Annotated in this window: 18 protein-coding genes; 11 read left to right on the top strand and 7 right to left on the bottom strand. The window is 69.9% G+C overall.

Annotated elements, in window-relative coordinates:
* Nucleotides 1–270: 270 nt before the first annotated feature.
* From H590_RS15775 to H590_RS0108730, 3 genes are all read right to left on the bottom strand, one after another.
* Nucleotides 271–612, bottom strand: coding sequence for a GNAT family N-acetyltransferase (locus H590_RS15775; RefSeq protein WP_051238337.1), 342 nt, complete (start codon nt 610–612; stop codon nt 271–273).
* Between the two features lie 137 nt (nt 613–749).
* Nucleotides 750–2,081: an MATE family efflux transporter gene (locus tag H590_RS0108735; RefSeq protein ID WP_028703257.1), complete on the bottom strand. Its 1,332-nt coding sequence runs from the start codon at nt 2,079–2,081 to the stop codon at nt 750–752.
* On the bottom strand, nt 2,078–2,698 hold the full coding sequence (locus H590_RS0108730; protein WP_051238336.1) for a TetR/AcrR family transcriptional regulator: 621 nt from the start codon (nt 2,696–2,698) through the stop codon (nt 2,078–2,080). Before H590_RS0108730 ends, H590_RS0108735 begins: the two co-directional genes overlap by 4 nt.
* A gap of 414 nt (nt 2,699–3,112) precedes the next feature.
* Between H590_RS0108730 and H590_RS0108725 the strand changes: the two genes are divergently transcribed.
* Together H590_RS0108725 and ybaK are read left to right on the top strand one after the other, a co-directional pair.
* Complete coding sequence (locus tag H590_RS0108725; protein ID WP_232020883.1) at nt 3,113–4,108, top strand: PfkB family carbohydrate kinase; 996 nt, start codon at nt 3,113–3,115, stop codon at nt 4,106–4,108.
* A gap of 132 nt (nt 4,109–4,240) precedes the next feature.
* Nucleotides 4,241–4,738: a Cys-tRNA(Pro) deacylase gene (gene ybaK / locus H590_RS0108720; protein WP_028703254.1), complete on the top strand. Its 498-nt coding sequence runs from the start codon at nt 4,241–4,243 to the stop codon at nt 4,736–4,738.
* 1 nt (nt 4,739) lies between these two features.
* Here ybaK and H590_RS0108715 read toward each other — a convergent pair whose 3' ends face one another.
* From H590_RS0108715 to H590_RS17930, 4 genes are all read right to left on the bottom strand, one after another.
* A complete protein-coding gene (locus tag H590_RS0108715; protein ID WP_051238335.1) occupies nt 4,740–5,165 on the bottom strand; it encodes a hypothetical protein in 426 nt (141 codons plus the stop codon).
* A 129-nt stretch (nt 5,166–5,294) separates the two neighbouring features.
* Nucleotides 5,295–5,780, bottom strand: a complete 486-nt coding sequence (locus H590_RS15770) for a hypothetical protein (protein WP_084149385.1) — start codon at nt 5,778–5,780, stop codon at nt 5,295–5,297.
* Nucleotides 5,777–6,778: a PIG-L deacetylase family protein gene (locus H590_RS15765; protein WP_084149384.1), complete on the bottom strand. Its 1,002-nt coding sequence runs from the start codon at nt 6,776–6,778 to the stop codon at nt 5,777–5,779. Before H590_RS15765 ends, H590_RS15770 begins: the two co-directional genes overlap by 4 nt.
* 76 nt (nt 6,779–6,854) lie before the next feature.
* A complete protein-coding gene (locus tag H590_RS17930) occupies nt 6,855–7,625 on the bottom strand; it encodes a L,D-transpeptidase (RefSeq protein WP_232020884.1) in 771 nt (256 codons plus the stop codon).
* A 256-nt stretch (nt 7,626–7,881) separates the two neighbouring features.
* On the opposite strand from H590_RS17930, the gene H590_RS0108695 reads away from it, so the two are divergent.
* The 9 genes from H590_RS0108695 (at nt 7,882) to H590_RS0108655 (ending at nt 23,381) form a co-directional block, all read left to right on the top strand.
* Nucleotides 7,882–8,817 carry a carbohydrate kinase family protein gene (locus tag H590_RS0108695; protein ID WP_028703251.1) on the top strand — a complete coding sequence of 312 codons (936 nt, stop codon included), beginning with the start codon at nt 7,882–7,884 and terminating at the stop codon, nt 8,815–8,817.
* 51 nt (nt 8,818–8,868) lie between these two features.
* Nucleotides 8,869–11,088, top strand: a complete 2,220-nt coding sequence (locus H590_RS0108690; protein WP_028703250.1) for an NAD(+) synthase — start codon at nt 8,869–8,871, stop codon at nt 11,086–11,088.
* Between the two features lie 404 nt (nt 11,089–11,492).
* Nucleotides 11,493–12,602, top strand: coding sequence for a tetratricopeptide repeat protein (locus H590_RS0108685; protein WP_028703249.1), 1,110 nt, complete (start codon nt 11,493–11,495; stop codon nt 12,600–12,602).
* Between the two features lie 619 nt (nt 12,603–13,221).
* Nucleotides 13,222–14,304: a YeeE/YedE family protein gene (locus H590_RS15760; RefSeq protein WP_051238334.1), complete on the top strand. Its 1,083-nt coding sequence runs from the start codon at nt 13,222–13,224 to the stop codon at nt 14,302–14,304.
* Between the two features lie 187 nt (nt 14,305–14,491).
* Nucleotides 14,492–14,716 carry a sulfurtransferase TusA family protein gene (locus tag H590_RS0108675; RefSeq protein ID WP_028703248.1) on the top strand — a complete coding sequence of 75 codons (225 nt, stop codon included), beginning with the start codon at nt 14,492–14,494 and terminating at the stop codon, nt 14,714–14,716.
* A gap of 230 nt (nt 14,717–14,946) precedes the next feature.
* Entirely contained in the window at nt 14,947–17,481 is a 2,535-nt protein-coding gene (locus H590_RS15755) for an ATP-binding cassette domain-containing protein (protein ID WP_051238333.1), read from the top strand.
* 51 nt (nt 17,482–17,532) lie between these two features.
* The gene (locus H590_RS17325) at nt 17,533–19,290 is read left to right on the top strand and encodes a serine/threonine protein kinase (RefSeq protein ID WP_051238332.1); all 1,758 of its coding nucleotides are present in this window, start codon (nt 17,533–17,535) and stop codon (nt 19,288–19,290) included.
* 183 nt (nt 19,291–19,473) lie between these two features.
* Nucleotides 19,474–21,003, top strand: coding sequence for a hypothetical protein (locus H590_RS0108660; RefSeq protein WP_028703247.1), 1,530 nt, complete (start codon nt 19,474–19,476; stop codon nt 21,001–21,003).
* Between the two features lie 140 nt (nt 21,004–21,143).
* Nucleotides 21,144–23,381, top strand: a complete 2,238-nt coding sequence (locus tag H590_RS0108655) for a 6-phosphofructokinase (protein ID WP_028703246.1) — start codon at nt 21,144–21,146, stop codon at nt 23,379–23,381.
* The last annotated feature ends 10 nt before the right edge of the window (nt 23,382–23,391 follow it).

Below are 23,391 nucleotides of genomic sequence, written 5' to 3'. Positions count from 1 at the left end.
TGACCCGGCCCTTTCCCACGGCCCTGCCCCGTCCCGCCCTTTTTCCGGCCATGCTTCCAGCCTTTTCCACGATGCTCGCGAAGTTCGACGATGCTCGCGCTATAGCGCGAGCATCGTCGAACTTCGCGAGCATCGTGGAGGATGGTGGTGGGCGTCGGGGTGGACGGTGGTGCGTGACCCTGTGGCGTTGCCCCGACCCTGGTCACGACTCCGCCCGGCCGACGTCTGCGCCTCCCCGGCGGCGACAGCGGGCAGCGCGGCGCCAGTGGTTCAGCTGGCGAAGTTGTAGCGGATGAAGCCGATGCCGTGGGTCTGGTCCAGACTCCGAAGCCCGCACGAACGGTAGAAGGCGGCAGTGGCCGGATCATCGTCGGTGATGAGCATCAGCTGACGGATGTCGGCGTAGCGGTCCATCGCCGCCCTCAACAGGCGACTTCCCACACCGCATCGGTGAAACGCAGGCGCCACCAGGAGATCCTGAACCAGGGCCACCGAGCAGTTGTCCGAGACCACCCTCACCAGTCCGATGAGCTCGCCGGCCCCCGATCGGCCCGAGCCCGAGCACGTCTGGGAGGGATCCTCTGCCTTCGACGACGAACCCTTCGCGAGCATCGTCGAACTTCGCGAGCATCGTGGACAAGAACGGATGTGGATTGCAACGGGCTACACGGATTGGACCGGCCACACCGGCCAGGTCACCCACCCCACCACCCCGGAACCCAGAGAGAGCCCACAAAGAGCCCCGACGGTCAGACTCCGACTCTCATCCAGGCGTCTCCCCGTTCCCGGTAGGCCAGGATCGCCCCGCGCACCACCATGAACCCGGTGAACGCCACCCACATCCACACCATCGCCGAGGCGCCACTCGGACTGGCCATCCGGACAGCGAGAACCATCGGCAGATAGGCCACCAGCATCACCACCTGGGCCCCGGCCAGCCAGCGTCCGTCCCCCGCCCCGATGAGCACCCCGTCCAGGACGAAGACCACACCCGACCACGGCTGGGTCAACGCGATGACGATGAGCCCGGCGGCCAGCGCGGACCGCACGGCGGGATCGGGGCTGAAGGCCATCGGCAGCACCCGGTGGACGGCCAGCAGCAGCACCCCCAGGCCAACCCCGACCCACAGCCCCCACCTCACCATCAGACGGGTGAGCTCGCGGGCCTGGCTCTTGTCGCCGGCCCCCAGCGCCGCTCCAGTGAGCGCCTGCCCGGCGATCCCCAGCGCGTCCAGGGCCATCGTGAGGAATGTCCACACCGTCATCGACACCTGGTAGGAGGCCAGCGCCACCACACCCAGGCCGGCCGCCACCCAGGTGGTCAGCAGCAGGCTCGCCCGCAGCGCCAGGGTCCGGATCAGCAGCGGGACGCCGTCGCGCATGGAGGCCAGCACCCCGACGGCCTGGAACTTCAATGAGACGCCGGTCCCCATGGTCCGCACCACGAAGACGATCACCAGGGCCAGCGCCATTCCGAACTGACAGATCAGGGTTCCCCATGCCGACCCGGCGATCCCCCAGCCGAGGCCGATCACGAACCACAGGTTGAGAATCAGGTTCACCGAGAAGGCGATCACCGTCACCACCAGCGGGGTGCGGGTGTCCTGAAATCCTCGCAGAACCCCGGTGACCGCCATCGTCACCAGCATCGCCGGCACCCCGCAGCCGGCGATCCGCAGATAGGTGACGGCGGGCTGGGCGGTGCTGGCCGCCGTCCCGAACCAGGACACCACGGTCGGGGCGCCGAAGACCAGCAGCAGGGCGGAGATCACACCGAGCAGCACCGACAGCCAGACGCCGTCCACACCGGCCTGGGCGGCACCCTCGCGATCCCCGGCACCCATCCGTCGGGCGCTGGTGGCGGTGGTGGCGTAGGCCAGGAAGACGAACAGTCCGGTCACCGTCGTGAGCACGGTGCTGGCCACTCCCAGCCCGGCCAGTTCCACGGTGCCCACGTGGCCGATGACCGCGGAGTCGGCCATCAGGAAGAAGGGCTCAGCCACCAGGGACAGAAATGCAGGCACCGCCAGGTTGAGTACCTGGTGATGCCTGGACGACTGAGCGTTGCTGGGAACCCTCACTTCTGGATCGAGTGGAAGATCCAGGTGCGGAGCTGGCTGAGCACCTGACCGGCACGGCGGGACTGGTCGTCCACACGCATCGTCGCGGTGGTCGCGAGCATGCTGAAGCCGTAGAGCGTCGAGCGCAGTACCACCTCGAAGTAGTCCACCGTGACATCGGGGGCCCAGCTCAACGGTTCGGGCAGCTGGAGCACCGAGCGCAGCACCTCGGGGACCATGGTGGGACGTTCAGCGACGTCGGTCGCCCCGTTGCTCCTGCCCGCACTGGTGTGCCGTACATAGGTCTCGACGCTGCAGTCGGAGATCGAGGCGCAGACACCGAACCAGCCAGGCTCATCAAGAGCGAAGTCGATGTAGCCACGGCAGGCCGCCAGGATGACTTCGGTGGTTCTCACCTTCGGTTCGGCGTTGGCGAACTCGACGCGCGCCCGCACGACGGCCTCAATCATCGCATCGGTGAGGTATCCGGTGGCTCGCACGGCAACCTCGTCGAGCAGAGCCTCCCGCCCGTTGAAGTGTCGGTAGGCGGCATTCGGGGAGACGCCGGTGCGGCGGGTCGCCTCGCGCAGCACGACGGCGTCCGGTCCACCGGTGCGGGCGAGGTCGAGACCGGCCATCACCAGGGCGTGGTGCAGATCACCGTGATGATATGTGTCTCGTCGTCCGTCAGTTGCGTGGCGTGCCTGCGGCATGGTCGTCCCCCAAGTAGGAAGTGCGGGACAGCCGCATCCGGCCGCCCGCACCATTCTTCGTGAGCATCCACTCTATGGGGCCGGGCACACGCCCACGACATCCCGGCGCCCCGCGGACCCGTGTTGACACCGATCCACAGTTGATTGACATCATATGGCCGGTTCACAAGGGGACTCACGACGTCGCGCATTCGGGCGACCGGTAGATGTGGTCAGTGCACACAGCGGTCCGGAAATGGTCGGGCCGGACCCTCGGCGGTGGTCTAGCCTGACGCCCATGAGCGCCGAGTCACGAGCGGACGCGACCCGTCCCGACTGATCCACACCGGGCAGGCCCTGGTGGACGCGGTCGTCGAGATTCCGGCCGTGCCGCGCAATGGCGGCAACACGATGGCCAGCAGCTACCGGCAGTACGCCGGCGGGGCGGTGAACACCCTGGTGGCCGCCGCCCGCAGCGGCGGCCGGGCGACTCATGCCGGTGCGATCGGTCAGGGGCCGAATGCCCGTCTGATCCGCGAGGTGCTGGCCGCGCAGGGGGTGGAGATCAGCGCCCCGGCCGTCCCCGAGGCTGATTCCGGGGTGTGCATCGTCCTGGTGGAACCCTCCGGAGAACGCACCTTCATCACCACCACCGGGGCCGAGCGGATCATCTCGGTCGGCTCGCTGGCGACCAGTGATCCCCAGCCGGGGGACGCCGTCTGCGTCACCGGCTACTCGCTCGTGATGGCCTCGACCCGGGACCCTCTGCTGGAGTGGCTTTCCGGGCTGCCCGCCGGGGTCGACGTCGTCCTGGACCCGGGGGACGTGATGGCCGGGCTGCCCGCCGCGGTGCACGAGCGGATGCGTGCCCTGACAACGGTGTGGACCGGAAACCTCGAGGAGTCCCGCGCCCTGGCGGGGCTGGTCGCACCGGATGCCGGCGACCTCACGATGGCCCAGACCCTGGAGCCCTGCGCCCGCTCGCTTCCCCGCGGGACGGTGGTCATCACCCGCGACGGTTCGAATGGCTGCGCGGTCCTGGCCGATGGCCGGCTCAGTGTGGTGCCGGGTTTCCCGATGGAGGCGGTGGACACCAATGGCGCCGGTGATGTCCACACCGGAGCCCTGCTGGCGGCGCGGTTGAGCGGGACGGCACGGTTGGGCAGAGCTGCGCAGGTCGACAAGACGGCACAGGCGAGCGGGGGCGCACAGGTCGGCGGGACGGCACAGGTGAACGGGGCAGACTGGGAGGACGCCGCGCGCTGGGCCAATGCCGCCGCAGCCATTTCGGTGACCCGACGCGGACCCGACACCGCACCGGGGATCGACGAGATCCGGGTCTTGCTCGAGTCCTGAGCCACGCGTAACTGCTTCGAACACTCGGCTGCGAACACTCGTCTCCGACACCTCGGCGCGATGGACTCAGCGCCGCATCCTGCCGCCTGTCCAGTCTCCGACCCGCCCCGGCGTCGGAATTAGGCTGGGATCATGCCCCACTCCGATGCCGCCTCCCCCGCCACCAAGGCCCTGGCCCGGGCCAAGGTCAAGCACACCCTGCACGCCTACGACCACGACCCCTCGAACCGTCACTACGGCGAGGAGGGGGTCGCCCAGCTCGGCTTCTCGGCGGACGTGATGTTCAAGACCCTGGTGGTCCATCTGGAGGGATCGGGGGTGCGGACCCCGTTGGCGGTGGCGGTGGTCCCGGTCAGCGGCATGCTCGACCTCAAGGCGTTCGCCGCCGCGATGGGGGCCAAGAAGGCGTCGATGGCCGAACCCGACGTCGCCCAGCGGGCCACCGGATACATCGTCGGGGGTATATCCCCCCTCGGTCAGAAGAAGAAGCTGCCGACCTGTGTGGACTCCTCGGCCCTGGACCACGAGGTGATGCTGGTCTCGGGAGGACGCCGGGGACTGTCGGTGGAGCTCGCCCCCGCCGACCTCATCCGGGTCATCGGGGCGACCACCGCCGCGATCGCCGACTGAATCAGTGGCGGCGCGACCGCAGGCTCATCGGCAGCCCGATGAGACCGATCAGGATGATCACTCCCAGCACGACGTGGACCCACTTGATCCCGGACTCCCCCAGGCCGATCTGAATGATCATGAGGATCGGCATCGAGATCGCGTGGGCCATCACTCCCGACCGTCCCCCGCGCCGACGCCACACCACGGCCGAGATCGCCGCCAGGACAGCCGCCAGGGTGGCCGCGTAGCCGAGTCCGGCATGGGCCTCGATGAGGTTCCACGAGCCGTTGAGCATCAGGATCCCGAGCACCAGCTGCCCCAGCACCAGCACCACCGCGACCCACGAGGCCCAGGTGAGGACCGGCGGGATGGTCGGCCCCGACCCGGGGGCCAGGTGCGGAGCAGAGGGGCGGTCGGAGGCGTGGGGCGAGTCGGATGCTGTCATGGCGCCAACAGTATGAGGATCGGTGCGAGGCGACGCCGGATTCAGCTACCGGCCGGGCGCGCCGCTCCGCCCCTCCGGTCGCGCCGCTCGCCCCCTCCGGCCGCTGCGATCAGTCGCCCAGAGCCGCACTCACCGGGCTCCGCGCGCACGGATCCCGAACCGGCCCTCCATCACGAAGGGCCCGCCGATCGCACCCAGCACCAGCGCCACCAGCGCCGCCGGCCAGCTGATCTGTGCGATGACCGACCAGGTGCCGACGATCCAGTACTGTCCGACGGCCGCCACCACCAGGCCGAGCAGGGCGACCAGCACCCCGGCGAGCCGTTGCTGACGACGTCGCCCCACCAACCGGGACCCGCTCAGCGCGGCGCACAGCAGCACCGGGATGAGGCAGACCACCGCCACCCCGGCCCCGCACAGCAGCCCCAGGAGCAGACCGCCGAGCCAGCCACGGGCCGACAGGGTGCCGGCGTCTCCGGCCGATCCGGTCCCCATCGACGACCAGATCGCCAGGCTGAGTCCCCACACCAGCCCGGAGGCCACCGCGGCGAGCACCAGGCCGCCGGCGGCCCGCCCGACCCGCACCGACTCCCCGCCGATCGGATCGCCCCTCATGAGTGCCGGGCCGCCGAGTCCACGGCGTGCCCCTGGACCCCCGGAGCTCCCGGGTCCGAGACCTGCCGGTCCACCTGACTCCCCGGATTCACCGGATCCATCGGCCCCACCGCGTCCTCGGGTCTGGTGTCGGGGGCATCGCCAGGCATCGGGCGCCCCTCGTCGGCGCAGGTGCAGCGCGAGGGGGTGCCGGGCCAGGGCGCGCCGTCGAACGGCCAGGCCACCTTGACCGGCCCCTCGACACTGGGCTCGCGGTAGCACTCCCAGCCGAAGACCTCGGCGAAGATGTCGTCGGGCAGGGAGGTGAAGGCGGTGATGTCGCTGGTCTGGCTGGCATGACACTTCAGGGCCGCCCGCTTGACCTCCGCCAGGTCGCGGACGTCGACGGCCCACCGGAGATCAGCCTCCGGGGTGCCGATCGGGTTGCCGTCGTCACCGGGGTAGACCGGGTCGGGCATCTTCTGGGTGAGTCCGCGAGACCGGGCGAGTCGGGCGGCCTTCGCCTGACGCTCGCGATTGATCGAGACCTCCAGCACCCGGGGCCTTCGGGCGGCCTGTTCGACGGCGCTCCAGGTGACGTGGTGGACCATCACATGATCGGGATGGCCGTAGTTGCCGTGCCAGTCGTAGCCGATCAGGGCGTCGGCGTCCTCCTCGTCGAGAATGTCGGCGAGCCTGCGACCGGCCTCCTCGGCGTCGGAGTCCATGAAGGATCCCGGCGCGTGGTTCTGGGTCCAACCGGTCATCCCCGAGTCGTGGTAGCCGAGCCATTCCACCCGCGACACCCCGAGGACCTTCGCGGAGGCCTCCAGCTCGCGGTGCCGTCGGGCGGCGACGGTCTCATGGGGGTCGGCGTCCAGAGCCTCCTCGCCGCACGCCCCGTCGGTCGCCACCACCAGGATGACGCGGTCCCCCCTGGCAGCGGCACGCGCCATCGTGCCGGCGGTCGAGGAGGACTCGTCGTCGGGATGAGCATGAAGAAACACCAGGGTGGCCATGCTCCCCATCCTTCCGCGGGGAGTATCGCCCATCCAACCTCTGGACACAGGTCTCAGCTGATGGCCAACAGGGGGCTCAGCGCACCACGACGTGGGTGCCGACCCTGGTGAACGCCCAGATGGCCTTGGCATCGGCCGGCCTCATCCTGGCGCACCCGTCGGAGACCCGGCCGTTCTCGCCGACGGTGTCCAGCGGCTGGGCGCGACGGCTGTGCCGGTCGTGGGGCACCTCGTGGAATGCGATGTCCCCGTCGGCCCCGGGACGGCGCCAGAAGGCCACGAAGTAGGGCAGCGCCCAGGTGCGCTTCCCGTCCAGGGAGGCGCTCTCGGCCACCTTGTACTTCACCTTGTAGGTGCCGGGCGGGGTCTTCCACGACAGCGCGGTGGTCGGCATCACCCGGGTGACGATCCCCTTGTGGACCAGGTAGACGTGGTTCTCCGCACGCAGCCACAGGACATAGGACCCGCCGCCGGCCGAGGACTTCTGGCCGACCCGCAGCGAGGCCGGCGGAACCGATGAGGACGGTGAGGGAGTCGACGCGGCCCGGGGAGTGGCAGACGCCGAGGGTGCCCTCGGGGCCGAGGCGGAGGCAGATGGCGCGGTCGGGGCCACCGGGTCGGCGACGATCGGTCCCGCGACGCCGGTGCCGGCGGCCTCCTGCTCCGCCTCCGACCCGACCGGGCAGCGGTTGGGAGCCATCCGGGTGCGATCGTTGAGGTCCCCGGCCCGGGGCACCGCGTCGACGCAGTCGGTGGAGCCGGAGGGTGCAGCGACGTCGACGACCGAGCAACTCGCCAGCAACGGCACCGTGATGAGCGCCGTCACCATCGCACGCAGATCGACCATCCGTCACCTCCCTGACTCAGGGGCGCCGCACCGCCGTGCGGGCCCATCAGCGCATTCTATGGCGCCACTCGAGGCTCCTCCCGGGACCGACGAGCACCCCGCATGTCGGCCGGTCGGATCCCCGAGCTCGTCCCGCCACTCAACCCGGGCACCGGATCCCGGTGACGGGAGGGCAGACTTGGGCCGTGGCCCCGCCGACGCGACCGGCGGGCCGCGACCGCAGACCGTGCTCCGCCCACGACTCCAGGAGGACCCCATGACCACCGAGCAGGCACCCACCCAGTCCACCGCCCTGGTCATCGGGGAGTCCCTCATCGACATCGTCAGCCGCCCCGAGCAGACTCCGGTCGAGCACCCGGGCGGGTCCCCGATGAATGTCGCGATAGGCCTGGCCCGGCTGGGACGCCGGGTCGAGCTGGCCACCTGGTACGGCTCCGACGAGCACGGCCGGCTCATCGACGACCATCTGGCCGCCGACGGCGTCATCGTCTCCGAGGGCTCCCGGCAGGCCTCCAGCACCTCGACCGCGATCGCCCACGTGGCCGCTGACGGGAGCGCCGAGTACGTCTTCGACCTCGACTGGTCGCTCCCGTCGGTGAGCGTGCCGCCGAACTGCCCGGTGGTCCACGTCGGATCCCTGGGCACCTCGATCGACCCCGGCGCCGAGGTCGTCCGGCACGCCGTGGAGGACGTCCGGGGAGCCGCGACGATCAGCTACGACCCCAACATCCGCCCCGATCTCCAGCCCGATCCGGCGGCCGCCCGCGCCATCGCCGAGCGGTTCGTCCGGCTGGCCGACGTCGTCAAGGCCTCCGACGAGGACCTCGCCTACATCGGCGAGGGGGCCGACCCCGAGGAGGTGCTCGCGGGCTGGCTCGACCTGGGCCCGAAGCTGGTCGTGATGACCGCCAACGCCGGGGATGTGGTCGCCCTCACCGCCTCGGGTCTGGGGGTCAGGACGAGCGCCAAGAAGGTCGAGGTGGCCGACACGGTCGGCGCCGGCGACTCCTTCACGGCCGGTCTCATCGACGGACTGTGGACCGCCGGGCTGCTGGGCGCCGACAACCGCGACGCCCTGCGCCGGATCGATTCGAGAACCCTCGACGCGATCCTGGACCGCTGCACGACCATCGCCGGGATCACCGTCTCCCGGGCCGGGGCGAATCCTCCCCGCCTCGACGAACTGGTCTGAGCTCGGACTCGCTCGACACCCTGACGGGTGCTCGGATGCCAGACTGGGGGCGTGAACTTCCACTCCGCCTATGACCAGGGATTCGCCCGGGTGGCCGCCTGCACCACGCAGGTGCACCTGGCCGACCCGGCCGCCAATGTCACCGGCATCATCGAGACGGCCCGCGAGCTGGACTCCCGGGAGGTGGCGGTCGCCGTCTTCCCGGAACTGTGCCTGACGGGCTACAACATCGACGACCTGCTCCTCCAGGATGTCGTGCTGGACGCCACCGTGGCGGCCATCGAGACGTTGCGCGCCGCCTCGGCCGGGCTGCTCCCGGTGATCATCGTGGGCGCCCCGCTGCGCAGGGGGAACCGGCTGTACAACTGCGCGGTGGTGGTCCACCGGGGTCGGGTGCTGGGCGTGGTGCCCAAGAGCTACCTGCCCAACTACCGGGAGTTCTACGAGAAGCGGCACTTCGCGGCGGCCGCCGACGGGGTCGAGAACGGCGGGTTCCTCACCGGACTGCCGACCGGCCCGGAGACGGCTGATGTCCCGGGCGCAGGAGATCGGCCGAACCCGGCAGACGGGTCGAGCACGCCCGTCGGGTCGAGCGTGACTGCCGGGTCGGGCGCGACCGACCGATCGCACCCAGCACCGGCCGGATCACTTCCGGGCGACCGGTCCGAGGTGCCCTTCGGCACGGACCTTCTGTTCCGCGTCACCGACGTCCCCGGGCTGGTTCTTCACGTGGAGGTCTGCGAGGACCTGTGGGTACCCATCTCCCCGAGTGCTCAGGCGGCCCTGGCCGGGGCCACCGTGGAGGCGAACCTGTCGGGCTCCCCGATCACCGTGGGCCGGTCCCGGGAGCGCCACAGGCTGTGCCGGACGGCGTCGGCCAAGCAGCTGCAGGCCTACATCTACGCCGCGGCCGGGCCCGGTGAGTCGTCGACCGACCTGTCCTGGGACGGCCAGACGATGGTCTACGAGTGCGGTGAGCTGCTGTCCAAGACCCCGCGTTTCGATCCGGAGCCGGGCTACTGCCTGACCGACGTCGATCTGGACGCCATCCGCCAGGAACGGATGCGCCAGGGCTCCTTCGACGACAATGCCCGGGCCACCGGTCGGGGCGAGTCCGCCGGCACCGGCGAGTCCGCCGGCTACCGTTTCGTGGACCTGAGACTCGACCCGCCGCGCACCGACATCGGTCTGGAACGCCAGATCAGCCGCTTCCCCTTCGTCCCCAATGACCCGGCCCTGCTGGAGCAGGACTGCTACGAGGCCTACAACATTCAGGTCTACGGGTTGCGACGTCGACTGGAGGCGATCGGCGGGTCCAAGGTGGTGATCGGCGTCTCGGGAGGTCTGGACTCCACCCACGCCCTGCTGGTCGCGGCCAAGGCGATGGACCAGGCAGGACGTCCGCGCTCCGACATCCTGGCCTTCACGATGCCGGGGTTCGCCACCAGCGACCACACCAAGAGCAACGCCCTGGCGCTGTGCGAGGCGCTGGGGGTGCCCTGCGAGATCCTCGACATCCGACCGGCCGCCACCCAGATGCTCAAGGCGATGGGGCATCCGGCCGGGGGCGGGGAGCCCGTCTACGACGTCACCTTCGAGAACGTCCAGGCCGGGCTGCGCTACGACTTCCTGTTCCGGATCGCCAACCAGCGGGGCGGCATCGTGCTGGGTACCGGAGACCTCTCGGAACTGGCGTTGGGCTGGTGCACCTTCGGGGTCGGCGACCAGATGAGCCACTACAACGTCAATCCCGGGGTGCCGAAGACCCTCATCCAGCACCTGATCCGCTGGTGCATCTCGTCGGCCCAGTTCGACGAGGCGACCGATGCGGTGCTGGAGTCGGTGCTCGGCACCGAGATCTCCCCCGAACTGGTGCCCTCGCGTCCCGGCGAACAGATCCAGTCGACCCAGGCGAAGATCGGGCCCTACGAGCTCCAGGACTTCACCCTCTTCCATCTGCTGCGCCGCGGGCTGCGTCCGAGCCGGATCGTCTTCATGAGCCATCACGCCTGGGCCGACGCCGCGGCCGGCGAGTGGCCGCCGGGGTTCCGGGCCGAGGATCGCAACGAGTACTCGCTGGGCGACATCAAGGAGTGGACGCGACTGTTCCTGCGGCGGTTCGTGTCCAACCAGTTCAAGCGCTCGACGCTGCCCAACGGGCCCAAGGTGGTGGCCGGCGGGTCGCTGTCGCCGCGCGGGGACTGGCGGATGCCCTCCGATGCGGTGGCCCATGCCTGGCTGGCCGATCTGGAGACCGTCCCCGACAAGTGACCCGTTTCCCCGGGCGGACTGTCGGCACCTCCCGGGCAACGCCGGTTTCCCCCGGGCACTGCTGACCCTCCGGACGCTGTCGGCCCCTGGACAACGCCGGGTTCCCCGGATCTCCCCGTCCACCGCCAGGTCCCTCGAACACCGCCAGCACGTCGCCCCAGCCCGCCTCTCCTCCGGTTCTGTGTTCGATCCTCAGGCGTAGTCACCCCACAATCGAACACACACCCCAACGCTCACCCACCGATCCGCCCGGCGTCATCGATGACGCGACGCCAGGAGTGGGTCCCGACGCCAGGGATCGACACCAACCCCGGAGCCAGGAGTCGACACCAATCCAGGAAGACACCATCACTTCTCCTCGACACCGCCAGCACGTCGCCCGGCCCACATCTCCTCCGGGGTTCGTGTTCGATCCTCAGGCGAAGTTACCCAACGATCGAACACAAACCCCAACGCCAAGAGCCGACACCCATGTCAGGTGGGGACATCAAACCCAGGAGGACACCATCAGGTACAACCAGCGGCGAGTCCAGTTCACCTACCCGAACCCGGACGCCGACGCCAGGGAGGCCGACAGCGTCGACTCCACCTTCGAGCAGGCCCTCGACAACGCCACCTCCGAGATCCTGATGGGACAGCGCGAGGGCTGGTGGAACCTCGCGCTGGCCTACGACATGGTCGACCGGCCGGGAGAGTCCTTCAGCGCCCTGCGCCAGAGCGCGAGGCAGGGCGATATCGACGGCATCATGCGCTACTCCAACTGGTTGTGGGAGGACGGAGAACGAGCGCAGGCGATCCGGGTCAGGTCCCGGCACCACATCGTGGACCCGGTCGATGACCCCGTCGACCCGCAGATCCTGCGCCTCAAGGACGTCACACTGACCTACTGGACCCAGGTGTGCCACGACGACGTCAGCGAGGAGACTCTCGCAGCCCTCGCCGACCTGGATGTCAGCTACGTCCCCGACTTCGCATACTGGCTCGAGGACCACGATCGCTTCGAGGAGGCCGTGACTCTGCTGCGCACCACGATCGAGGCCAAGCACGAGGCTGAGCTCCTGTCCCTGCCGCTGGGCACCGTCCTCGAGAACCATGGCGACCCTGGTGGAGCCACAGACTCCTACGCCGCGGGGATCGCCGCCGGGGACTTCTTCTGCGCCTTCAACCTCGGCACCCTGAAGAACGACCTGGGACACCCACGTGAAGCCCGCCGGCTGATCTGCCTGGCGGCATCGCACGGAGATCGCAAAGCGGTCCGATGGCTCCGCTCGGAAAGGCGCCGCTCCAGACGACGCCGCTCCCGAGGAGGGTCACTGCTGAGGCCGAGTCGCTGCGGGGTCTGTGTGCGATCTTCGGGCAAAGTCACCCGAAGATCGAACACAGACGACATCGCTCCCACGAGATCTCGAGCGGTTGCACTCCGAACGATCTCAGGGGATCTCGAGGGGTTGCACTCGGAACGATCTCAGGGGATCTCGAGGGGTTGCACTCGGAACGATTTCGTGATTCTATGAATTCCGTTCACCCCGATCAGGGGTTGACGAGTTGGATTCACAGCACGATTCATCCCAGCGATTCGGCGCCCGGTTGATCCCGGCGCCACGACGAGTCGCAAGGCATCGAAGGACACCGTCATGACGACACTCGGGTTCATCCCGTTCCGGACCGGTCGCAGCACCGCCGCCCGGATGTCGTGTCCTTCCTGTCCGGCCTGCATGCCCTGTCTGGCCTGCTGAGCCCCGCCTGATGACGCGCTGATCCCCTTGTGAGACCGGTCTGGCCTCGCTGAACCGGCATCTGTCCAACCCGGCAGCCGATAAGGGACCCAGTGTGACGTCATCTCCCCGGATCCCTGCTCGGTAGCGCTCAGGCTCCGCAGACCCAGGCCCCCGCAAGCTCGGCCTCAACGGGTTCACTCTCCGCAGGCCCAGCCTCAAAGGGTTCAGCCCCCGCAGGCCCAGCTGACCGGACGCCGACGAGACCATCCAGTACTCACCGGATCCCCCGAAACTCCGGGCAGTATTCCGTCATCGATCTGACGGCTGTTTCATTCTCACAATTCCGCAGATTCTGCACGCCTTTTCCGGGTGCACACTGCACCCCTGTCACCTCCCCTATCGACAAGGAACAAACATGGCCATCACCGGACTTCTCGTCGGTCTGATATTCGGATTCGCCCTTCAACGGGGCCGATTCTGCGTGACCACCGCCTTCCGCGACGTCTGGCAGTCCCGGCGCGCCACCTACTTCACCGCCTTCGTGACGGTCATCGCGGTCCAGGCGGTCGGCGTCGGCATCCTCGACGCCACCGGAGTGATCCACATCACCCACAAGGCCCTGCCCTGGCTGGCGGTGAGCCTCGGCTCCCTGATCTTCGGGGTGTCCATGGTGCTGGCCGCCGGCTGCGCCACCGGCACCTGGTACCGGGCCGGCGAGGGTCTGGTCGGAAGCTGGATCGCCCTGGTGCTCTACGCCACCTCCGCCGCCGCCATGAAGTACGGCCCCCTCGAGCCCCTCAACCAGGGGCTGCGCAGCGTCACCCTGCCGGTCACCACGATTCCGGCCAGTCTCCACATCTCCTCGTGGATCGTCATCGCGGTGATCGTCGCGGGCGCCGGGTACCTCGTCTACCGGGAGCTGACCACCCCACGCCCCAAGGTCGCCACCCTGCCTCCCACCCGCACCGGCCTGGCCCACCTGCTCTTCGAGAAGTCCTGGCACCCGCTGGTCACCGCCCTGGTCATCTCGGCCGTCGCGATCGTCGCCTACCCGCTGAGCTTCGCCAGCGGCCGACAGGCCGGCCTGGGAATCACCACCCCGTCCGCCAACCTCGCGAACTGGTTCGTCACCGGCAACCCCGCCCGCATCGACTGGGGCGTGTGGCTGGTCCTCGGCATCCTGCTCGGATCGGCCGCGGCCGCCTGGGCGAGCGGCGAGTTCCGGATCCGGGTCCCCGACGCCGGCACCGCGATCCGCTCGGCGATCGGCGGCATCGGTCTGGGCGTGGGAGCCTCCTGGGCCGGCGGTTGCACCATCGGCAACTCGATGGTGGAGACCGCCCAGCTCGCCTGGCAGGGCTGGCTGGCCTTCGGGTTCACCTTCATCGGCGTCGGCCTGGCGGTCCGCTACCTCCAGCCGCGCGCCGCCCGCTCCGTCCCCCACCCCCTCACCACCGTCGGGGCGCAGACGCCGACCTCGGTCCCCGTCTCGCTCTGAGTCGGATCACCGACGCCCCCACGCGGACTCGGCGGCCTCATCGCGCTGCCGCAGACGACATGCCGGACGCCACCACCGACTTGGACTCGTCGACACGGCTCCCCGAACCATCTCGTCCACGCACCATCTCGTCCACGCACGTTCCACCCAGCACATCCCACCCGTCCCGTACCCCTAGGAGACAGCCATGGCCACCCACATCCTGGAGACCGGCGGCAACGTCTGCCCCTTCCCCCTCATCGAGGCTCAGGAGGCGATCAGCCAGATCCCGGCCGGCGATGAACTGGTGATCAACTTCGACTGCACCCAGGCCACCTCGGCGCTGCCCGCCTGGGCCGCCGACGCCGGCCACGAGGTGACCGACTTCCGCAAGGTCGGCAGCGCCAGCTGGACCATCACGGTCCGCAAGTAGGGGCCCTCGCCAGCGCCGCCCAGGAATCCCTGCACGGGAGCCCCGAACCTGTCCCGCAGCTGACCTGCCCCAGCCCACACCGGACCCGGCCCGACTCCATCGGGCCGGGTTCGCCCCCTCCTGCGAGTCCGGTCGGTAGTCTGACCGAAGGATTCACCCTGTCGCCATCCGCCACCGGACAGGAGCACCACGTGACCCAGACGCCGTCTCGTCCCCATCCGGGAGCGCCCATGCCCTCCAACGCCGGGACGGGCACGGTCCTGGCACCGGTGCTCACGGTCACCTGCGGACCCCGCACCACTCTGCTGGCCCAGGGCACGCCGATCCGGATCGGACGCGACCCGGGCGCCCAGCTGGTCATCGACGACGGCCGCATCTCCCGGACCCATCTCGTGCTCACCGCCCTCGGGGGCGACCGCGTCGGGGTCGAGGACCACTCCAGCAACGGCAGTTTCCTCAACGGGTCCCGGATCGGCAGCACCGTCCTCGTCGCCCCGTTCACCCTGGCGCTCGGTGCCCCGGACGGCTTCCCGGTCCACATCGAGGCCGCCAGCGGCCACAGCCCGGTGGAGTCCTCCCCGTTCAGCACCGTGATGGTGCACCGACAGCCCGGCATGGCCCCCGGCCCGGGGGCGCGCTCCCAACCCGGCGGTCCAGGAGGTCCGGGCGGGTTCGGCGGAGCGGGCGGTCCAGGTAGCGCCAGCGGCCCCGGCACTCAAGGCGGCCCCGGCGCACAGGGCACACCAGGCGCACAGGGCGGCCCAGGACAGGCCACCCCGGCCACCGCACCCCAGGCCGTACCACCACAGAACGCACCCCAGACCACCCCTCAGGCCCCAGGCCCGGGCACCCCGATCTGGGGAATCGGGCGCGACCCCCACAACGCCATCGTCATCGACGACCCGCTGGTCTCCCGCTCGCACGCCCAGCTGCGGCCGGCCGGCAACGGATTCGACGTCTGGGACCTGCGGTCGGGAAACGGCACCTACATCAACTCGCGGCGGATCAGCCGCGGCCACCTGGGCGAGGGGGACCGACTCACCGTCGGGCGCACCAACCTGGTGCTGAGGGCCGGACAGCTCACCCTGGCGGCCCCGCCGCGCAACATCCTGGCCGCCCACGGACTGTGCTTCACCCTGCCGAACGGCAAGCAGCTCCTCCACGACGTCAGCTTCGGCCTGCTCACCGGCAGCCTGGTCGCCGTCATCGGGCCCTCCGGGGCCGGCAAGTCCACCCTCCTCAAGGCCCTCACCGGGTCCCAGCCGGCCACCTCCGGGGCCGTCGTCTACGAGGACGAGGACCTCTACCGCAACTACGCCGAACTCAAGGGCCGGATCGGCGTCGTCCCCCAGGACGATCTGGTGCACACCCGGCTCACCGTGCGCCAGGCCCTCGACTACGCCGCCCGGCTGCGACTGCCCAAGGACTACACCGCCGCACAGCGCGACCACGAGATCGACCGGGTGATGGCGGATCTGGGCCTGGCCGAGCACGCCGCCACCACCATCTCGCGGCTGTCGGGGGGCCAGCGCAAGCGGGTCTCGGTCGCCCTGGAGCTGCTCACCCAGCCCAGCCTGCTGCTCCTCGACGAGCCCACCTCCGGCCTGGACCCCAACCTCGACCGGTCGGTGATGCGGCTGCTGCGCAGCCAGGCCGACGCCGGCCGGGTGGTCATCGTCATCACCCACTCGATCAGCAACCTCGCCGCCTGCGACAAGGTGCTGCTGCTGGCCCCGGGCGGCCGGGTGGCCTACTTCGGAGCTCCCGACCAGCTGCTCGAGCACTTCCAGATGGCCGACTATGCAGACGTCTTCGAGGCTGTCACCGCCGAACCCCAGCTGTGGGCCCAGCGGGCCGGCAACCCTCCCGACGCGATGCCTGCCGGACAGCCGCCCGCACGGCCCGGCGGCTCGGGGGCCAGACGCCGTCGAACCCGGGTGAGCTCGGCCACCCGGCAGTGGTCGACGCTGGCCTCGCGCCAGATGAGGCTGATCGCCTCGGACCGCAACTATCTGCTCTCCAGCCTCTTCATGCCGATCGTCATCGCCCTGATGGCGCTGGCCATTCCGGGCTCCGGGGGGTTCGGACCGCACGACCCGAAGCATCCGGGCGAGGCCTCCACCCTGCTCACCATCATCGTCATCGGTGCCTCCTTCATGGGGGTCTCGGCCAGCATCCGCGAGCTCATCGCCGAACGCCCGATCTTCCTGCGGGAACGGGCCGTGGGGCTGTCCCAACAGATGTACCTGTTGTCGAAGGTGACCATGCTGGTGCTCATCAGCGCCGTCCAGTCGGCCCTGCTGATCGGCGTCGTCCTGATCGGCAAGGATCCCCCCGGCAACGGCGTCATCCTCGGTCCGGGCTGGCTGGAGCTCGGCGTGTGCGTCTTCGGCACCGCCTTCTCCTCGGCCGTCGCCGGCCTGCTGATCTCCTCGGTGGTGAGCACCAATGAGCAGGTGATGCCCGCCATGGTGGTCTTCGTGATGGCCCAGCTGGTCCTGTGCGGGGGCATCATCGAGGTCGCCGGACGCACCGCGATGGAGATTCTGGCCGCCCCCGCTCCGGGACGCTGGGGTTATGCTCAGTCGGCGAGCACGATTGATCTCACACATATCCGACCGCCCTCACCGGGGGCGCACGAGGACTGGCTGTGGCGTCACGAGGCCACCCAGTGGCTCATCAGTGGTTCCGCGCTGGCGGCCATCTGCCTGGTGAGCTGGGTGGCGACCGCTGTGGTGCTGAGACGTCAGAGGGCCAGTGCCTGAGGCCGGGTCCGAATGCACGGCGGGGGCCACCGCCCGGGAAGGAGCGAGACGATGACCGAGTCCGGCGACCGTCTCGGCAGCCACTACACCCTCGACCGGATCCTGGGCAGCGGCGCAATGGGCCAGGTGTGGCTCGCCCACCGCGAGAACGGCGACAAGGTCGCCGTGAAGATGCTCCACCCCCACCTCACCTCGGACCGCGCCATCGTGAGGCGGTTCATCGAGGAGCGGGAACTGCTCACCTCCATCCACAGCCCGGCGGTGGTCGAGGTCTTCGACATGGTGATGGAGGGGGAGCACCTCGGCATCGTGATGGAGTACGTCGACGGCCCCGACCTGGGGTCCGAGCTCGCGCTCCACGCGAAGAACCACGAACTCATGCAGGAGGGCTACGCGGCACGACTGGGCGCCGAGGTCTGCGACGGACTGTCGGCGGTCCACGCCGCACGGATCTGCCACCGCGACGTCAAACCTGCCAATGTGCTGCTCTCCCAGGGGCCGGACGGCGACTGGCACCCCAAGCTCACCGACTTCGGCGTCTCGAAGATCCTGGACTCCACCCTCGAGGGTTCGACCGCATTCGCCGGCACCCCGAACTATGTGGCTCCCGAGATCATCAAGGGTCAGACGCCGTCGGCCGCCAGCGACCTGTACTCCTTCGGGGTGATGCTCTACGAGATGGTCGCCGGCCACACCCCCTTCCCGGCCCTCAACCGCGAGGCGGTGATCCTGGCCCACCTGGACCGGGAGCCACCGCGACCCACCGGGATCAGCGACGCCATGTGGTACGTCATCTCGTGCTGCCTGGCCAAGGATCCCGCCCACCGGCCCGTCTCGGCCGCCTCGGTCGGCACCAGCCTGCGGCGGCTGGTCGAGGGTCTGGACCCCGGCGTGCTGGTCCAGCCGGCGGTCTCGGGGATGCCACCGGAGGCGCCCGGTCCGCTCCCCGGGGGCGCCGCGACCCAGATCGTCGGCCAGGTCAGCGGGCAGGGCTGGACGTCGATGCCTCCCCAACCGGCCGGCGGCGGCCAGCAGCTCCCCCCGGGGTCTGCCCCGCAGCCCTCCGGGACGCCGCAGTCGGGATACCCGGCAGCGTCCGGGTCGGGGTACCCGGCCGGGGTCTACCCGGGAGCGCCGCAGTCCTACGGTTCGGGCTCCTATCCGGCGGGTTCCTACCCCTCCGGGGCCTACTCCCCCGGTGCTCCTGGTTCCTATCCGCCCGGCTCCTATCCTTCCGGGTCGGTCCCACCCGGCCCGGCGGGAACCTCGGGCACCTCGCCATCGGGGATGACTCTGCTCGGACTCCCCCACTCCGGGGGTGCGGGAACCCAGCAGACCGCGCACACCGAGTCCAGCCGGCCCCGACGTCGCACCGGGCTGTGGATATCGGTGGCGGCACTGGCCCTGCTCGCCGTCGTCGTGATCGGGGCGATCTTCCTGGACCCGTTCGGCTCCGAGCCCTCCGCCGGCAGCGCGCAGTCCGCCACCGCGACGCCGTCCGGCCAGACCTCCTCCGCCAGCGGCTCCGAGTCGAGTTCCGCCCAGACCACCAGCCAGCCGACCCAGACCGTCACCCTGCCGGCCGGAGCGAAGTTGTGCAGCCCGAAGGTGGGAGTGGGGACGGAGAACACCTCCTGCCAGTTGGCCGCCAATGTGGCAGCCGCGATCCCCGACAACCCGGGGGACCGGTTCACCGTCACCGCCTACTCGCCGGTGACCGGCAAGAACTACACCCTCACCTGCACCTCGGGGCAGTACTACATGTGCACCAAGTCGGAGAACAACATCGAGGTGTACGTCATCAAGTGACCCGGCGCCGTTGTCCCCAACTGGAGGGACAACGGCGACCAGGGATCACTCCAGAACCCAGCAGGGACGCCGTCGTCCCCGATCGGCCCACCGGTGCCGGCGCCCTCGCCATCGGATCGGCATGGGAGAATGCGCGCGGGAGGGGCCGTGCGTCCCACCCGCCCGGGCGGAAGGACACTTGAGATGAGCGACGACGACACGGAGACCGGCAGCACCGGGCCCACCATCGACCCGGCGCTGGCCGGGACCGGCCTGTGGCGTGAGGACCACGGGACCGAGGTGATCGGCCCCGAGACCGCTGTCCCGCCTGTCGCGCCGACCGAGACAGTCATCGTCAACCCCGCCCAGCAGGCCGGACAGAACCCCGGCGCGCAGAGTGATCCCTCCGGCTACCCCCAGGCGGGCGCGGGCCAGTCCCAGTCCGGTCCCAGCTACCCTCCCTCGGCACCCGGCCAGTCCGCTGCCAGCTACCCGCCCGCGGCTGCGGGCCATCCACAGTCCGGACCCAGTTACCCCCAGTCGGCCGGATACCCGCAGGGCGGCTACCCCCAGGCGGGATACCCCGGCACCCCCGCCGGATATCCGCAGTCCGGACCCAGTTATCCCCAGTCGGCCGGCTACCCCTTCTCGGCCGGATCCGCACCGTCCACCCAGTCGGCCCCCTCGGCCCAGTCCTGGGTCCCCGGGCTGGGACAGCCGGCCCCCTTCCAGGCGCCGCCGCAGCCCGAACCGCCCAAGCGGCGCTCCCCCGGCCTCATCGTCGGCATCGTGGCCATCGTCCTGGCGATCGTCGTCGGCGGCGTGTTCGGCGTCCGGGCATTGATGAACCGCGGCGATCAGGCCGCCTCCTCGGCATCCGGTGGCGCCAGCCCGTCGGGCGGCGCCACGGTCGCCGGCACGGCGGGTCCGGTCACCGGCGGCGCGGCCAAACCCCAGGCCACCGGACTGGTCAACTCCACCCAGATGAAGCCGAGCCCGGAGCTGGTCCGCCAGATCTTCGCCGCCCCCGACATGGACGTCTCCTGGGTGGCCCTCAGCGAGTCCGGCCAGACGGCGGTGGCCTACTCGACGAGCTTCACCATCGACGGGAAGACCGCCGGTGCCGACGGCGGTCACCTCATCATGACGGCCTCCAACGGCCGCTGGACGAAGATGCCCGGCGGCGTCATCGTCTCCTCCACAGACTGCTCGGCGCTGATGGCTCTGGGCCGCAAGGAGTCGGTGGCGGCCTCGGCGGTCACCAAGGGGAAGTTCTGCGATCCCGAGGTGGTCTACCAGATCGTCTCCGGCGAGCCGCTGACCACCGCCGGTCTCGGACCGTTGCGGGTCAGTCGGCCGGTCGACGAGCTGTCGACCACCCAGATCATGCCGAGCGACCTCGGCACCGTGTGCACCCGGTCGACTCCCCCGCTGGACCGCTACTCGGGATTCGTGTCCGATGTGTGGACCAGTGACGGGAAGATCCAGGCCTTCTCGATCACCGGGGGGACCAACAAGACCGCGAAGGGTGCCGGGATCGGGACCAGCCTGGCCGATCTCCAGTCGATCTACGGATCGAAGCTGACCGACGTCACCACCGCCTACCCCACCGAGTCCATCGAACAGGCGCTGGCCATCAGCTACGACGGCTCGGAGGTCGACTTCCTCATCTCCGGCGGATCGGTGTCGACGATCATCGTGCGGGAGTCGTCCTTCTCCACCTCCTCCTGCTGACGCACCATCCTGCTGACGCACCATCCTGCTGACACACCCTCCTGCGGACACCCCCGCATCTCCCGCCCGTCACCGGGGCACGGCAGACTAGGGGTGTGCCCAGTGACGAGTGGAACGACGACAGCCGAGACTTCACCGACATCAACCCGACCCCCTCCCTGCCCGACGGCCGTGGGGTGCGTATCGGCATCCTCACCAGCGGCGGCGATGCCCAGGGGATGAACGCCGCGGTGCGCGCCGTGGTCCGATCCGCACTGAGTGTCGGGGCCGAGGTCTACGCCATCTTCGAGGGTTACCAGGGGATGATCGACGGCGGCGACGGGATCCGCCCCTTCGACTGGGAGGACGTCGGCTCGATCCTCAATCGCGGCGGCACGGTCATCGGCACCTTCCGGTCCAAGGAGATGCGGGAGCGGGAGGGACGCCTCAAGGCCGTCCGCCACCTGCTGCACCGCGGCATCGACCGGCTGGTCGTGATCGGCGGGGACGGCTCGCTGACCGGCCTCAACCTGCTGCGCAACGAGTGGCCCGGACTGGTCGCCGAGCTCGTCAAGCGCGGCGACCTGGCCCCCGAGACGGCCCGCGAGCACCCCAGCCTGATGATCGCCGGGATGGTCGGCTCGATCGACAACGACCTGGTCGGCTCGGACATGACGATCGGCGCCGACACCGCCCTGCACCGGATCGTCGACGCCATCGACGACCTGGCCTCCACCGCGGCCAGCCACCAGCGCTCCTTCGTGGTGGAGGTGATGGGACGCCACTGCGGCTACCTGGCCCTGATGAGCGCGGTGGCCGGCGGGGCGGACTTCGTGCTGGTCCCCGAGCAGCCCCCGGAGCCCGGCTGGGAGGACCGGATGTGTGCCGACCTCAAGGCCGGGCGCAAGGCCGGGCGGCGCGACTCCATCGTCATCGTCGCCGAGGGGGCCACCGACCGGCAGGGCAACCCGATCAAGGCCGACTACGTCCGTCAGGTCCTCATCGACCGGCTCAACGAGGACGCCCGGGTCACCATCCTCGGCCACGTCCAGCGCGGCGGGACGCCGAGCGCCTACGACCGGTGGGCCTCCACCTGGTTGGGGTACAACGCCGTCCACGAGGTGCTCACCGCCACCCCGGACTCCGAGGGCCGGGTGATCGCCACCCGCTCCAACCGGATCGACCGGATCTCCCTGGTGAAGGCGGTCGCCGACACCCAGCGCGTCCCCGACCTCATCGGCGACGGCAAGTACCGCGACGCGATGCGGATGCGCGGACGCTCCTTCGTCGAGATGGACGCGATCTTCAACGAACTGGCCGCGCCGGTGCGCACCATCCCGGCCGAGGGGGACAAGAGGATCGGGATCATGCACGCCGGCGGCCCGGCGCCGGGAATGAACACGGCAGCTCGGGCACTGGCCCGCCTGGGCATCTCCCGTGGTCATCACATGATCGGGATCCACAGCGGGTTCATCGGGCTGGCCGCCGGCGACCTGTCCGAACTCACCTGGGAGGAGACCGAGGGTCTCACCGGTGAGGGCGGGGCGATGCTCGGCACCCGCCGCGAGGTGCCGCGCACCCAGGACCTGTACGCCATCAGCAGGGCCCTGGAGAAGAACGAGATCGACGCCCTGATCGTCGTCGGCGGCTACTCGGCCTACGACGGCGTCCACAAGATGACCACCGAACGGGACCGCTACCCGGCCTTCCGGATCCCCACCGTCTGCGTGCCCGCCAGTATCGACAACAATCTGCCCGGCTCGGAGCTGTCGATCGGCGCCGACACCGCCCTCAACGTCATCGTCGACGCGATGGACAAGATCAAGGAGTCCGGGATCGCCTCCAAGCGGTGCTTCGTCGTGGAGACGATGGGCAAGAACTGCGGCTACCTGGCGATGATGTCGGGGCTGGCGGCCGGTGCCGAACGGATCTATCTCAACGAGGAGGGGATCAGCCTCGACGACCTGGTCGCCGACATGCACTGGCTGCGCGAGTCCTTCGCCAACGGACGCCGGCTGTTCCTGGCGGTCCGCAATGAGAACGCCTCGGCGAACTACACCACCGACTTCCTGGCCCGGATGATGGAGGAGGAGTCGCACGGGATGTACGACGTGCGCACCGCGGTCCTCGGCCACATGCAGCAGGGCGGCTCCCCCTCCCCCTTCGACCGGCTGCTGGCCAGCCGGCTCGCCTACCACGCCCTCAATCTCACCGACGACGAGCTGGCCGCCGGTCACGACGGCGCCTGGTTCATCGGGGTCAAGGAGGGCCACCTGCGTCCCGGCAGGATGGACACCATGCCGACCCTGGTCGACCCCCAGCACCGGCGTCCCCGCGACCAGTGGTGGCTCGACCTGCGCGCCGTGGTGAGGACGGTCTCCGACGAACTGAGGAGTTGAGCCCGAGGCG

This window comes from Acidipropionibacterium jensenii DSM 20535 (genome assembly GCF_000425285.1).
In the GTDB taxonomy this organism is placed as follows: Bacteria; Actinomycetota; Actinomycetes; order Propionibacteriales; family Propionibacteriaceae; genus Acidipropionibacterium; species Acidipropionibacterium jensenii.
The sequence above is the reverse complement of the archived record's forward strand: the minus strand, read 5'-3'. Positions and strand labels throughout refer to the sequence as shown.